We start from the raw sequence: 14,191 nt of genomic DNA, 5'->3' as shown, positions 1-14,191 counted from the left end.
GTGGCATGCGAATCCACTTCAAAGTCATTTGTGTTTTTTTGGTTGTTCTAACGGCCTGTGACAGCTCGAAAAATGACGTCGAATATCAGTCTCTAACCGGTGATTGGCAGTTTTCGGAAGTGAACGACACGCTGTGGATGCCTGCAAAAGTACCCGGTACGGTACAAGCCGATTTGTTGTCTATCGGAAAAATCCCGGATCCCTTTATTCAAAACAACGAAGATACTATTCAATGGGTTTCTGAAAAAAACTGGTTGTATAAAAGGCGATTTTCGGTTTCCGAAGCCATCTTAAAAAAGAAGAAACATATTTTAAAATTCGATGGGCTGGATACCTATGCTTCGGTTTATTTTAATGATAGCCTCATCTTACAAGCCAACAATGCCTTCCGAAGCTGGGAAATAGATCTGAGTGATGTCCTTAAGGCTGAAAATGAATTGCTAGTGCAATTTCAATCTCCCGATTCCATCGAAACAGCCGAAACAGCTAAACTAGATTATGAACTACCCGAGGCACCTAGAGTCTTTACCAGAAAACCACAATTTCAATACGGCTGGGATTGGGGCCCTACCATTAAGACGATAGGAATTTGGAAGAGTATCACATTGGCCTCCTATGACATAGCCCGCTGTACCGATGTTTTTCTGGAGACCACATCCATCTCAGATAGTCTGGCTGAGGTGGTGGCAAAACTCACCATTGAAACGCCCCATTACAATGAAATAACCGTCGAAATAACCAACCGGAATACGGACGAATCATTTGTTTCGTCTTTTGAAATTTCACCAAATCAGACCCAATATGACATTCCTTTTACCATTAAAAACCCTAGTCTTTGGTGGACGCATAATTTAGGAGATCCATTTTTATATGACATTGACGTAGATCTTAAACAAGGAAGGAAAAAACTCGAGCGTTATTCGAAAAAACTCGGGATTCGAAGCATTGAATTGATCACCGAAACGGATTCCATTGGCGAAAGTTTCTATTTCAAACTCAATGGAAAACCCGTCTATATGAAGGGTGCCAATTATATCCCGCAACAAATCATGCACCCCAAAGTAGTTCGGGAAGAATATGAGAATTTAATCACCGATGTAGTTGCTGCCAATATGAATATGCTTCGTATTTGGGGCGGTGGTATCTACGAGGATAATTTGTTTTATCAATTGTGTGATGCCAAAGGTGTTTTAGTGTGGCAAGACTTTATGTTTGCCTGCGCCATGTATCCCGGTGATGCCAATTTTCTGGAAAACGCCAAACAAGAGGCCATTGAAAATGTAAAGCGACTAAGGCAACACCCCAGTATAGCCCTGTGGTGTGGCAATAACGAAAATAGTGAAGGTTGGTATCGTTGGGGCTGGCAGGAGGGGAAAACAGATGCGCAAAAGCAAGAAATATGGAGTGGATATTACGCCTTGTTTAATCATATTCTGCCGAGAGTAGTAGATAGTCTGAGCCCGGCAATTGATTATTGGGAGAGTTCCCCCAAATATGGTCGTGGCGACAAACGCTATCAATTTGAGGGCGATGCCCATGACTGGTGGGTCTGGCACGATGGCTATCCTTTTGAGCATTTTGAAGAGGCGGTACCGCGTTTTATGAGTGAGTTCGGATTTCAATCCTTTCCAAGTTATGAGGCCATACGGTATTTTACCGAGCAAGATTCCATCGATATTTCTCATCCCTCCTTCGCTTCGCATCAAAAACACAAAAGGGGATTTCAGCTAATTCGTGAGTATATGGAGCGCGATTATCCGGTCCCCGAACGTGATGAAGATTATGTATATGTGAGTCAGTTATTACAGGCTTATGGAATCACGAAAGGAATTCGTGCCCATCGCAGAGCCAAACCTTATAATATGGGTACTTTGTATTGGCAATTGAACGACTGCTGGCCGGTGGTTTCCTGGTCGAGTATTGACGGCTTGGGTAATTGGAAAGCCCTGCATTATAAGGTAAAAAGGGCCTTCGAAAATCTGTTAATTGCTACGGAGGAAAAGAGCGACTCGGTTTCTGTTTACGTCGTCAATGATACCTTTTCCGAAGTAAAAAATACATTGGAGATGGAGCTATTTGATTTTTCAGGCAATCTTATTTGTAAAGAACAATTTCCTTTTATAAGTACTCCAGACAGCAGTTTGATGGCTGCTGCTTTTCCTTTAGGCGATTGTCACTTTGATTCGGAAGCTTCCGTACTGCGCATTCGGTTTGCAGAAGCCGAATACCTTCATTATTTCACAAAACCGAAAGCGCTGCAACTACAGCAAAGCTCCATTAAAACTGAAATCGTTACCACCGAAACAGGTTTTTCAATACGGCTTTCTTCAGAAACACTTCAAAAAGATGTATTTTTAAGTACAAAAGGCAAGGGCGTGTTCGATGAAAATTTTTTCGATCTATTGCCTCATACACCAAAAACAATTCATTTTAACACAGCCGATAAGTCAACGCCAAGACTAACTATTAAAACACTCAATCAACTAATAGCGAACTAATGCGATACACCTTTTTTTTTACCGCCATGGCACTCTCATTTCTGTGTTCAGGATGTTTTTCTGAACAAGAAATATCGCTAGATCAGCTAGCATTAATTCCAAAACCACAACAATTCGAATTGGGTGAGGGTACTTTTTCGCTGAACAAAAACACCAGCATATTTTGCGAAGCAGAATTTAATATCGCAGAAGATTTTCTTCGAGAATACCTTCAATTTGGTGCCGGAATACCGCTAAATCCGGAAACAAGAGACCAGGCTGATATTCAAATTAAATTAGACACATCGCTTGCGAAGGAAGGCTATTCTTTGGTTATTTCAGCGGAGAATATACTACTTTATGCGGCCGATGCAGGCGGGGCATTTTACGGAGTACAGACGCTTCGGCAATTACTGCCTGTTCAACTTGAGCGTCAGAATACAAAAATTCAGAAATCCATTGCCGTCCCCCAATTAAAAATATTCGATGCTCCAAAATTTGCTTATCGCGGCATGCATCTGGATGTGGGACGCCATTTTTTTCCGAAGGAATTCATCAAAAAATACATTGCCAATATGGCCTTATTAAAAATGAATTATTTTCATTGGCACCTCACTGAAGACCAGGGATGGCGGATCGAAATTAAAAAATACCCCAAACTGATGAGTCATGCGGCGTATCGGGAAGAAACCCTTGTTGGACATTATAATGAGACCCCGCAACAGTTCGATGGTCAGCGCTATGGCGGTTATTACACTCAGGAAGATATTACAGAAATTGTTGCATATGCTGCAAAACACAATGTCACCATCATCCCGGAAATTGAAATGCCGGGACATGCACAAGCTGCCGTAAGTGCCTACCCTGAATTGGGCTGTACGGGAGAGCAGGTGCCGGTTGCCACCAAATGGGGTGTCTTTGAACATATTTATTGCCCCAATGAAAATACCTTTACCTTTTTAAAAGATGTACTGGAAGAAGTAATTCCGTTATTCCCGGGTGACTATATTCATATTGGTGGAGACGAGGCTCCTAAAACCCAATGGGAAAAATGTGCGCACTGCCAAAAACTTATAAAAGACCTCAACCTGAAAGACGAACACGGTTTACAGAGTTACTTTATAAAAGAGATGGAAGTCTTTATCAATAGTAAGGAGAAAAAGATCATTGGATGGGACGAGATTCTGGAAGGGGGCTTGGCGCCTAATGCTACGGTCATGTCCTGGCGTGGTATGCAAGGTGGAATTGATGCCGCCAAGCAAAAACATCCTGTGATTATGACCCCTACTTCGCATGCCTATTTCGATTACTATCAGGCAGATCATCCAGACGAACCCTTGGCTATTGGTGGTTTTCTACCCCTAAAAAAGGTGTATTCCTTTAATCCCGTTCCCAAGGAGTTAACCACCGAAGAAGCCTCTTTTATTTGGGGTGCTCAGGGCAATATTTGGACGGAATATTTGAAAACCGAGGCTCAGGTAGAATATATGGCCTTCCCAAGAATGTTGGCTATGAGTGAGGTAGTTTGGAGTGGCGCTTCTGAAAATTTGGAGGATGACTATCCTGAATTCCTGTCACGCCTTGAACCATTTTTAGCGCGATTGGATGCCTTAGTCATCAATTATGCGAACCATTTATATGAACTGGAAGGAACTGTGATAAAGAAGGATGGCAGGGTTTTTTATGAGCTTACAACACCTACTGAAGGAAAAGAGATTCGATATTCCGTAAATGATTCGGCCTTTAAAAAATATAACACACCCATTTCGATAACCGCCAACTCCAGTATTAAGGCAAATGTTTTTAAAAATGTAGAAAAGCTGGGGCGGGACTTTTCAGAACAGCTTGTATTTCACAAAGGAATTAGGGGAACCATTGCGTTAAACGTGTCGCCACATCCTTCCTATGGGGCCGGTGGTGCAGAAGCACTGATCAATGGGATTTCGGGAAGCGACACCCGTTATGGCGATAAGGAATGGCTGGGCTTTTGGGGAGATGATTTGGAAATATTAATAGATTTTGGTGAAGCAACAACAATTAATAAGATAAGTCTTCGGTTTTACGATGCCAACGGGCAGTGGATCTACGCACCCGAGATGGTTACTTTGTATTTGACTGCGGCTGATGGTCAAATAGTTGCTATTTCATCCTTGGTGGAAAAGGACACAACTACTAATTTAGCATATGTAAATTTGGTGCTTCCCGATATATCCGAAGCAGTATACGGACAATTAAGATTGAAAATTCCTAGTTTCGGAATTATTCCGAACGGAGCTCAAGGTGCCGGAAACAAGGCTTGGACGTTTATTGATGAAATAATAATAGAGTAATGATCGTAGAAATCTGCGCCAATAGTTTCGAAAGTGCCAAAGCCGCCAAGGAAGGCGGTGCAGACCGCATTGAATTGTGCACCGAACTTTCGGTGGGAGGATTAACCCCAAGTCATGGCTTGATCGAAAAGATTATGACCGAGTTGGATATTCCCGTTCATGTGTTGATCAGGCCCCGAAGCGGTAATTTTACCTATTCAAAAGACGAAATCGAGGTGATGGTAAAAGACATTGCCTACTGTAAAAAACTGTGGTGTTCGGGCGTGGTATGTGGAGCGCTTAGGTCTGATAATGATATTGATGTAGAAACTACCAGGCGTTTAATGGCCGCGGCCGCAGGAATGGATTTTACCTTCCATCGTGCTTTCGATTGGAGTCGTGATCCGCAAATTGCGCTTGATGCACTCATCCGCTTAGGAGTGACACGACTATTGAGTTCCGGCCATCAACCAAAGGCCATAGAAGGCATCGAATTATTAAAAGAACTAAAAACCCTTTCCAAAGGACGCATTGAAATCATGCCGGGAAGTGGTATTTCCCTAGATAATGTCTTAGTTTTTAAGAATGCCGGCTTTAAAAGTGTCCATCTTTCAGCAACCACAAAGAAGCAAGTCCTTCAACGAAGACCGGGTGTTTCTATGCACAGTGCCACTCTTTTTGAAGAGGGAATTGTGCCGGTGTCGAATTTAGAAACGATTCGAAAGCTCATTGCAAAAATAGCATAACATCTTCCTGTTAGTTTCCAGGTAGACTGCATTAATTTATTTAACAAATATTTAGCAATCCTTTTGTTCGGTGTGTTCCGAACCAACGCTATATTTGTATAAACTTTATGAAATGAACACCTGTTCGAAAGAGAAATCAGATTTAATTGAAGAAATTGGCTTAAACTTCGAAAACAAGCATCATTTCACGCCTCTTGCGGGACGCATCTATGCTTTTATGATACTTTCGGATGATGAAGGCCATAGTTTTGAAGATTTTGTAGAAATTACGTCTGCCAGTAAAAGCTCGGTTTCTACCAACCTTAATCTCTTGGTACAGCTGAAATATGTCGAATTTTTTACAAAACCCGGAGATCGAAAAAGATACTTTAGGCCTACAAAAAATTACCTGAAAATTACCCTTGAAGAGTATTTAAACACTATTAACAAGGAGCTAAAAATCGTTGAAAAGATAAATAAATTCAATTGTAAGTATCACCCCCAAAAGTTTACAAAGAGTGAATCCATTGGATTGATATTTCAGCAATATCTCGAATCTCAAAAAAAGAACCTGAAATCTACGATAGATAAGATGGTTTCATTTCATAAAAACAGTACCGCCTAAACCAAACAAGTTATGAATAAGCTAACCTTATACCTGCTCCCGCTCATAGGATTTATACTTATTTCCTGCTCCGATAAAGACACATCTCAGGCTGTAAATCGGCAGGCACTTGTGACCTATCCGGTCACAAAAATTACGACTAAAACAGTGACATCATTTACTAGTTATCCCACCAGAATTGAAGGTGTGGTGAATAGTGAAGTTCGGGCAAAAGTCTCGGGATATATTACCGATGTACTCGTTGATGAGGGTCAAAACGTAAGAAAAGGGCAGCTGCTCTTCAAATTGGAAACCCAAGCATTGAGTCAGGACGCAGCGGCCGCTAAGGCCAATGTAAATGCTGCCCAGGTGGAGGTTGATAAATTAAAGCCTCTGGTTGAAAAAAATATAATTAGCAATGTACAGTTGGAAACCGCTAAAGCAAAACTGGCTCAGGCACAAAGCAATTATAACAGCACCATTGCAACTATCGGCTATGCAAATATTAAAAGCCCGGTCGATGGTATTGTAGGTTCAATTAACTACCGGAAGGGTGCCTTAATAAGCGCCCAGGATCAAACTCCAATGACAAGAGTTTCGTCTATTGAAGAGGTTTATGCCTATTTTTCGATGAATGAAAAGGAATTTTTGAGTTTTGTGGGAAATTCAGAAGGGAATTCCATGGAAGATAGAATTAAGGCATTGCCCGAGGTGACTTTAATACTGGCCAATGGTAAAGAATACTCTGAAAAAGGCAAAATCGAAACTATTTCGGGTGACATCGATGCTCAAACCGGAACCGTTACCTTTCGCGCAAAATTTGACAATAAAGCAGGTTTGCTTCGGAATGGCAGCAGTGGCACAATAAAAGTTCCTATTCAATTTGAAGATGCCTTAATTGTTCCTGCTTTATCAACCTATGAGGTACAAGGAAACACCTTCGTTTATAAAGTAGTTGGTGACTCGTTGGTTACATCGGCTATAACAATCCTTTCAGTAATCGACAATATTTACGTGGTTAATTCAGGGGTAGAAGATGGGACCATAATCCTAGCAAAGGGGGCTAATAAGCTAAAACCAGGAACAAAAATCAATCCTTTAGTTGTATCATTAGACAGTATTTTAAATTCGTTCAAACCGGTTTTTAAATAAGAAAATATGCTAAAGACATTTATAGAAAGGCCGGTCCTCTCCACTGTTATCTCCGTCATTATTGTGATTTTGGGAATTTTAGGGCTTTCGCAATTACCAGTTACACAATACCCCGATATTGCGCCACCCACTGTTCAAGTAAATGCTTCCTTTCCGGGAGCCAATGCCGAAACAATTTTGGAAAGTGTAATCATTCCTATTGAGGAACAGATTAATGGAGTGGAAGGAATGACCTATATAACTTCCAGTGCCAGCAATACAGGGAGTGCAAGTATTTCGGTCTTTTTTGAACAAGGCTACGATCCCGATATTGCCGCGGTGAATGTACAAAACAGAGTATCACGGGCAAATTCCATTTTGCCGGCAGAGGTGATCCGCGCCGGAGTAACAACCACCAAAAGGCAAAACTCAGCCTTGCTCTACGCAGGTCTATATTCGACCAATCCCGATTATGACGATACTTTTATTCAGAATTACCTCAATATTAATGTAAAACCCGAACTACAGCGTATTAATGGAGTAGGTGATGTAAATGTTTTTGGCGGCAAGGATTATTCGATGCGGGTATGGTTGGATCCTGCAAAAATGGCAAATTATGGATTAGTCCCATCCGACGTAACTGCGGCAATTGGAGAGCAAAGCCTCGAAGCTGCGGCCGGATCACTGGGTCAAAATGCGGGTGAATCTTTCGAATATGTTCTAAAGTACAAAGGGCGTTATAAAACAGCCCAAGAGTATGAAAATATTATTATAAAGGCGCTTGGAAATGGTAAATTTCTACATATTAAAGATATAGGAACGGTAGAATTGGATGCCTTTTCGTATTCGTCCTTGTCGCGCTCCAAAGGCCATCCGGCGATTAGCTTCGGAATTTTTCAAACGCCCGGTTCCAACGCTCAGGAAATTATTGAAATAATTTATGTAAAGCTGGAAGAACTTAAGGAAGACTTCCCGGAAGGACTGGATTATATTATAAATTACGACACGAATAAATTTTTAACGGCGTCCATCGACAAGGTAAAACTCACTTTAATAGAGGCCTTTCTGTTAGTATTTTTAGTCGTTTTTATCTTTCTACAGAATTTCAAGTCTACCTTAATTCCCGCTATTGCAGTCCCGGTATCAATTATCGGTACATTTTTCTTTCTGGGTGTATTGGGGTACTCTATCAATTTATTGACCCTTTTCGCTTTGGTGTTGGCCATTGGGATAGTGGTCGATGATGCCATCGTCGTGGTTGAAGCCGTCCATACAAAGTTAGAAGAAGGTGCAAAAAGTGCCAAAGAAGCATCCGTAAGTGCGATGAATGAAATTGCCGGTGCCATTGTATCCATAACCTTGGTTATGGCGGCGGTTTTTATACCCATAACCTTTATAAAAGGACCTTCAGGGGTTTTTTATGAGCAATTTGGTGTAACATTGATCGTGGCAATATTAATTTCGGCATTAAACGCTCTCACCTTGAGTCCGGCACTTTGTGCTATTTTTCTAAAGCCACATTCCGAAGAACATAAAAAGAAAAACCTACTACAACGGTTCTTTTTGGCATTCAATGCGGGATTTAAAGCCACTACCAGAAAATATATCCATTCACTTGGCTTCTTGGTAAAACACAAATGGATTACGGTTGTAATGCTGGTTTTAGCTACGGTATCCATTTTTTGGGCGGATAGTAGTACCCCAAAAGGATTGGTCCCAAAAGAGGACCGTGGGGTTATCTTTATGAACGCCGAATTACCTCCTGGTTCCTCCCTTGACCGGTCGTACCAGATCGCCCAGAATTTGTATACACAAATGCAATCGATTGAAGGAATAAGAACTGCGACGGTTATTGCCGGACGAAACTTCTTTTCAGGTTCGGGAAGTTCAAATGCGATGGGCTTTATTATTCTGGAGCCTTGGGAACTTCGGAAAACCGATGCGACATCCGTTGACGGAATTATTGCACAACTCAATGAAAAAACAACCGCTATTAGTGATGCAAAAGTAATTTACTTTAGCCCTTCGAGTGTGCCGGGATTTGGTAGCGCCGATGGTTTTGAAATGCAACTAATAGATCGTGCCTCCGGCGAATTAAAAGCCTTGGACGAAACCACCAATGACTTTGTAAATGCCTTAATTCCGCAACCCGAAATTGCCTACGCCTCCAACCCGTTTAGCACCAATTACCCGCAACTTCAAATGGACATCAATATCGCAAAGGCAAAGGAATCGAGTGTGACCGTGAATGAAATTCTGAGTGCCTTACAAGGGTATATTGGCGGGGCATATACTGCTAATTTTAGTCGCTTCGGAAAACAATTTAGAGTATTTGTTCAGGCCTTACCTGAAGACCGAGTGGATGAAGAAAGTCTCAACAGTATGTTTGTGAGAACTCCCGGAGGTCACATGGCGCCTATTTCTCAGTTTGTAAGTCTGGAACGAATATACGGTCCACAGACTGTGACTCGCTTTAATTTGTTTAATTCGGTGAGTGTAAACGGATCTTCGGCACCGGGGTATAGCTCTGGAGATGCTATTGCAGCCATACAAAGAGTGGCCGAAGAAACACTGCCCAATGAGTACGATGTGCAGTTTTCTGGATTGACCCGTGAGGAGATCGCCTCTTCGGGGCAGGCAGGAATTATTTTCCTGCTGAGTATCATTTTCGTCTACTTCTTATTAGCGGCACAATACGAAAGCTATCTGCTCCCCTTTTCAGTGATTCTCTCCCTGCCAATCGGCGTGGCAGGAGCCTATTTTTCAACAATGATTGCCGGACTTGAAAACAATATTTACTTCCAAATTGCCCTAATCATGCTTATTGGATTACTGGCCAAAAATGCAATTCTTATTGTAGAGTTTGCCCTCCAGCGCAGACGTGAAGGTATGCCCCTTGCCGAAGCTGCCATTGACGGAGCAAGAGTGCGATTGCGACCAATCTTGATGACATCTTTTGCTTTTATTTTCGGGTTGATGCCCTTAGTTTTGGCAACAGGAGTTGGAGCGGCCGGAAATCGATCCATTGGAACCGGTGCTGTGGGAGGTTTATTTATAGGAACCGTCTTGGGCGTATTTGTAATCCCAATTCTGTTTATCTTTTTTCAGTTCCTTCAGGAAAAAATAACAGGTCCTCCACATAAAGTAATCTCTAAAACTTCCCATCAAACTGACTAATATGAGAACTTCCCAACTATATCGTTTACTCATACTTATTGCGGTCCCGTTCTTGCTTGTTTCCTGCTTTGCCGCCAGAGAATATGAGCGCCCCGAAAATATTGGACAAGCCGAATACTTCCGTACAGATCAGCTTCTGAAAGACAGCGTTTCGATTGCAACCTTAGACTACAAGGTCCTGTTTCAAGATCCCTTACTTCAGAAATATATAGAAGAAGGCTTGGCAAACAATATAGACATACGGATTGCAATTCAGCAATTGGCAATAGCCGAAGCATACATGAAGCAGGGTAAGGTGAATTCACTTCCAACAGTGACCGGCAATGCCGTGTATACACATCGGGAGCTGCGCGACAACGACCAATTTGTTGGCTCCAATCAATACGAAATTAACGCAGGACTTTCATGGGAAGTCGATATTTGGGGCAAATTGCGAAGCAGTAAACGAGCGCTTGTTGCTTCCTATTTGCAAACGGTGGCGGTACATCAGGCAGTGAAAAGTAGATTGGTGGCCAATATTGCGTCCACCTATTACCAACTTGCAGCCTTGGACGAACAAATAAAAATTACCGAAAAGACCATCGAAACCAGGTCTTCGGGCCTAGAAACAACGCAGGCTTTAAAAGAAGCCGGGAATGTCACCGAAGTGGGCGTACAACAAACCGAAGCACAGTTATATACCGCCCAGGCTATTTTGATAGACCTTAAAAATGAAGCTCGGCTTTTAGAAAATGTAATGTCGATACTGCTGGGTAGTCCCATGCGTGAAATAGCTCGAAATACACTGGAAACACAACAAATTAATACAACACTTTCAATTGGTGTTCCTGCACGCCTCTTAGAGAATCGCCCCGATGTGAGAGCCGCCGAATACAACCTTATAAATGCCTTTGAGCTTACCAATGTAGCGCGATCTAATTTCTATCCGTCGATTACCTTGTCTGCTTCGGGAGGATTGCAGAGTATTGATATTGAAAAGCTCTTCGATGTTAATTCGTTGTTTGCCACCGTTGTTGGCGGACTTACACAACCCATTTTCAACGGACGAAAGATCAAAACGCAATATGAAGTATCTCAGGCACAGCAAGAACAAGCAAAATTGAATTTTAAGTATGCCATGTTACAGGCCGGCAAGGAAGTTTCGGATGCGTTATTTGTGATTGAAGCTGCTTCAGAAAAAATTGCGATAAAGGAAAAAGAATTGAATGCGTATAGTCTTGCCTCTGCGTATTCGGAAGAACTTCTAAAAAATGGATATGCAAATTATTTGGAAGTACTTACGGCAAGAGAAAATGCCCTCAATTCTAATTTAAGCTTGGTGAGTGCGAAAAATAGTCGGTTACAGGCCATCGTCGATTTGTACGAAGCACTAGGCGGTGGTTGGCAATAAAAGATCAACGCAGCGGAAATCCCTTCGCAGCCCACCATGGGTGTATTTCAATAACCAATCTTCCCGCTTTTACCATTGGATCCATCTTAGCAAGACTGTCGGCCATTTTTAAAGTCGGTACATTGTAAATCGTAATCCCTCGAATCTCACCATCGTCCCCAAACGGCCCCGATATATCCGCATAACCTTCCTCATACATTCTTCCTAAATGTGCCAAATGCAGCACTTGTAAGCTATCGGTCTCTTCCTTCGATTGTGATCTGTTGGGACCTCGCTTTAAGAAAGCGATAAAATATTGTTGCATCAGGGTGGTGTCCCCAGTTTTGGTGTCCACATAGTCGAAGATTTCGAAACCATTGCCCAAAAGTTCTTCCTTGAGCTGCGCTACCGATTTTTTAACAACAACCGAATCCTTTAATTCCTGTAGGCTGCTTCGATCATTGTCAGGATGATGTCCTTCCTCGCTATTTTTACAGCCAAAACTTACTGCCAGAAGTAGTAAGAGTATACTGAGATTTCTAGTGTTCATGTTTCCAGTTTTTATACGGGTTCTTACTTAATTGAGAGTTGTAATAGGGAATTTTTCCGGTTACTTCCTTCCCCAACCAAGAGGGTTTTTCAAAGGGTTCATTTTCTGAACCAAGCTCTATTTCGGCGATAATAAGCCCTTGATTTTCTGCTAAAAACTCATCGACTTCAAATATATGGCTTCCAATTTTTACTTCGTGCCGAATCTTTTCTATAACCGTTTCCTCACACAATTTTAGCAGGGTCTCGGCATCGGTGACATTAATTTCAGTCTCCCATTCGGTTCGAATGGTTCCGGCATGGTTCGACTTCCCCTTGACTGTGAGAAATCCTTGGTTTCCTTTAATCCGAATACGTACAGTGCGTTCGGGATCTGTGTTTAAAAACCCCTGAACAATTCGAGTGGCCTGATACGCTTCCTCTTTAAAAACCGCGGAAGTAACTAAGAATTTTCGTTCTATCTCGATCATTGGGCGGCTATTTCGATAATTTTTTCGGAGGTGATCCGAGTTGCTGAAAACCCTTTCCTCGCAAGAATCTGCATCGCTTTGGCAATGGCTTCGGGATGGATCATTTTGTACTTCTTCGGAACCAAAAATCCAAAAAAGTTCATAAACACCTGCGCCATTCGTTCTCCCATTCGTTTTTCGTTTCGATTCCCACCAATCAATGACGGTTGTAAAACATAGCTGTGCTTTATCTCTTGCCGAAGAACATCCCGCTCCATTTCACCTTTGACTCGATTATAAAATACACGACTCTTAGGGTTTGCGCCTAGGGCAGAGATGACGATAAAAGTATTCATTCCGTTCTGTTTCGCAAGTTTTGCCCCTGACACAGGAATCCCATAATCTATCTTTCGATAGGTTTCTTTATTGGGCGTCTTGGCCTTCGTAGTACCAATACAGCAAAAAACAACATCCCCAATAAATTGATCGGAAACTGTTTGCAATTCGAAAAGGTCCAGTAGGTGTTCCTCCAATTTAGGATGGGTTTTTCCAACTGAATTTCTAGAAAAAACTTTAACCTTATTAAAAAAACTATCCTCCAATAAATATTCCAGTAGAATACTTCCAGTCAAGCCGGTTGCCCCCAATATAATCGCAGTTTTTGACATTAAATATGGTTTCAGAAAGGTGAGAAGCCAAAATAGGATTCATTCATATACAATCTGACCTTAAAGATATTAAATTTACAAGATGGAGAGCGAATTACCCATTCGGAAAATCATTCACGTTGATATGGACGCCTTTTATGCTTCCGTAGAACAATTGGACAACCCCGATTTACAGGGAAAACCGGTTGCGGTGGGAGGAAGTTCTAAACGAGGCGTGGTAAGTGCGGCGAGCTACGAGGCAAGAAAATTTGGCGTCAGAAGTGCTATGAGCGGTGTTTTGGCTCTTAAATTATGCCCCGACCTCATTTTTGTTCGTGCCAATTTTGAGCGATATCATGAAGTATCGAAAATAATTCGGAAAATCTTTTTTGAATATACCGATCTGGTAGAACCCCTTTCTCTAGATGAGGCTTATTTGGATGTGACCAAAAACAAAAAAGGAAACCCCAGTGCTACTTTAATTGCTGAAGAAATTCGGCAAAAAATAAAGGACAAAACTGGATTGAATGCATCGGCGGGTATATCAATCAATAAATTTATCGCCAAAGTAGCCAGTGATATCAATAAGCCCAACGGACAAAAAACCGTCCCGCCGGAAGAAGTCGTTGCATTTTTAGAAAAGCTGGATGTAAAAAAATTCTACGGCGTAGGAAAGGTGACAAAGGAAAAAATGTATTTGCTGGGGATTTATACCGGAAAGGACCTAAAAAGTAAGTCTCGAGAGTTCTTGGAA

11 protein-coding genes are annotated in these 14,191 nt (G+C 41.9%); 8 read left to right on the top strand and 3 right to left on the bottom strand.

Annotated features, from left to right (window positions below; translation table 11 throughout):
* Nucleotides 1-5: 5 nt before the first annotated feature.
* The 7 genes from K8F54_RS02945 to K8F54_RS02915 all read left to right on the top strand — a co-directional run bounded on the left by K8F54_RS02945 (nucleotide 6) and on the right by K8F54_RS02915 (nucleotide 11,813).
* A complete protein-coding gene (locus tag K8F54_RS02945; protein ID WP_290786747.1) occupies nucleotides 6-2,498 on the top strand; it encodes a glycoside hydrolase family 2 protein in 2,493 nt (830 codons plus the stop codon).
* On the top strand, nucleotides 2,498-4,807 hold the full coding sequence (locus K8F54_RS02940; protein ID WP_290786745.1) for a family 20 glycosylhydrolase: 2,310 nt from the start codon (nucleotides 2,498-2,500) through the stop codon (nucleotides 4,805-4,807). The genes K8F54_RS02945 and K8F54_RS02940 overlap by 1 nt, the downstream gene beginning before the upstream one ends.
* Nucleotides 4,807-5,532, top strand: coding sequence for a copper homeostasis protein CutC (locus tag K8F54_RS02935; protein ID WP_290786743.1), 726 nt, complete (start codon nucleotides 4,807-4,809; stop codon nucleotides 5,530-5,532). Before K8F54_RS02940 ends, K8F54_RS02935 begins: the two co-directional genes overlap by 1 nt.
* 112 nt (nucleotides 5,533-5,644) lie before the next feature.
* A complete protein-coding gene (locus tag K8F54_RS02930) occupies nucleotides 5,645-6,136 on the top strand; it encodes a transcriptional regulator (RefSeq protein WP_290786741.1) in 492 nt (163 codons plus the stop codon).
* Between the two features lie 12 nt (nucleotides 6,137-6,148).
* A complete protein-coding gene (locus K8F54_RS02925; protein ID WP_290786739.1) occupies nucleotides 6,149-7,267 on the top strand; it encodes an efflux RND transporter periplasmic adaptor subunit in 1,119 nt (372 codons plus the stop codon).
* A 6-nt stretch (nucleotides 7,268-7,273) separates the two neighbouring features.
* The gene (locus K8F54_RS02920) at nucleotides 7,274-10,423 is read left to right on the top strand and encodes an efflux RND transporter permease subunit (RefSeq protein WP_290786737.1); all 3,150 of its coding nucleotides are present in this window, start codon (nucleotides 7,274-7,276) and stop codon (nucleotides 10,421-10,423) included.
* Nucleotide 10,424: 1 nt separating this feature from the next.
* Nucleotides 10,425-11,813: an efflux transporter outer membrane subunit gene (locus K8F54_RS02915; RefSeq protein WP_290786735.1), complete on the top strand. Its 1,389-nt coding sequence runs from the start codon at nucleotides 10,425-10,427 to the stop codon at nucleotides 11,811-11,813.
* A gap of 4 nt (nucleotides 11,814-11,817) precedes the next feature.
* Here the strand turns inward: K8F54_RS02915 and K8F54_RS02910 are convergent, their stop codons facing one another.
* From K8F54_RS02910 to K8F54_RS02900, 3 genes are read right to left on the bottom strand one after another with little or no spacing between them, the layout of a single operon-like run.
* Nucleotides 11,818-12,342, bottom strand: a complete 525-nt coding sequence (locus K8F54_RS02910; RefSeq protein ID WP_290786732.1) for a YciI family protein — start codon at nucleotides 12,340-12,342, stop codon at nucleotides 11,818-11,820.
* Nucleotides 12,332-12,811 carry a CYTH domain-containing protein gene (locus K8F54_RS02905; protein WP_290786730.1) on the bottom strand — a complete coding sequence of 160 codons (480 nt, stop codon included), beginning with the start codon at nucleotides 12,809-12,811 and terminating at the stop codon, nucleotides 12,332-12,334. Before K8F54_RS02905 ends, K8F54_RS02910 begins: the two co-directional genes overlap by 11 nt.
* Entirely contained in the window at nucleotides 12,808-13,458 is a 651-nt protein-coding gene (locus K8F54_RS02900; protein ID WP_290786728.1) for an NAD(P)H-binding protein, read from the bottom strand. The genes K8F54_RS02905 and K8F54_RS02900 overlap by 4 nt, the downstream gene beginning before the upstream one ends.
* Before the next feature lie 82 nt (nucleotides 13,459-13,540).
* On the opposite strand from K8F54_RS02900, the gene dinB reads away from it, so the two are divergent.
* Nucleotides 13,541-14,191: DNA polymerase IV (dinB, locus tag K8F54_RS02895; RefSeq protein WP_290786726.1), on the top strand; the 651-nt coding region annotated here is incomplete at its 3' end.

Origin of the sequence: Altibacter sp. (assembly GCF_019913785.1) — a bacterium.
Lineage (GTDB): Bacteria > Bacteroidota > Bacteroidia > Flavobacteriales > Flavobacteriaceae > Altibacter.
Note: the sequence above shows the minus strand (reverse complement) of the source record. Positions and strands in the feature narration are given on the sequence as shown.

Coding starts and splice junctions, on each gene's coding strand:
- K8F54_RS02925 (WP_290786739.1), top strand. CDS start 6,149: ATGAATAAGCTAACCTTATACCTGCTCCCGCTCATAGGATTTATACTT.
- K8F54_RS02930 (WP_290786741.1), top strand. CDS start 5,645: ATGAACACCTGTTCGAAAGAGAAATCAGATTTAATTGAAGAAATTGGC.
- K8F54_RS02905 (WP_290786730.1), bottom strand. CDS start 12,811: ATGATCGAGATAGAACGAAAATTCTTAGTTACTTCCGCGGTTTTTAAA.
- K8F54_RS02910 (WP_290786732.1), bottom strand. CDS start 12,342: ATGAACACTAGAAATCTCAGTATACTCTTACTACTTCTGGCAGTAAGT.
- K8F54_RS02915 (WP_290786735.1), top strand. CDS start 10,425: ATGAGAACTTCCCAACTATATCGTTTACTCATACTTATTGCGGTCCCG.
- K8F54_RS02945 (WP_290786747.1), top strand. CDS start 6: ATGCGAATCCACTTCAAAGTCATTTGTGTTTTTTTGGTTGTTCTAACG.
- K8F54_RS02920 (WP_290786737.1), top strand. CDS start 7,274: ATGCTAAAGACATTTATAGAAAGGCCGGTCCTCTCCACTGTTATCTCC.
- K8F54_RS02900 (WP_290786728.1), bottom strand. CDS start 13,458: ATGTCAAAAACTGCGATTATATTGGGGGCAACCGGCTTGACTGGAAGT.
- K8F54_RS02935 (WP_290786743.1), top strand. CDS start 4,807: ATGATCGTAGAAATCTGCGCCAATAGTTTCGAAAGTGCCAAAGCCGCC.
- K8F54_RS02940 (WP_290786745.1), top strand. CDS start 2,498: ATGCGATACACCTTTTTTTTTACCGCCATGGCACTCTCATTTCTGTGT.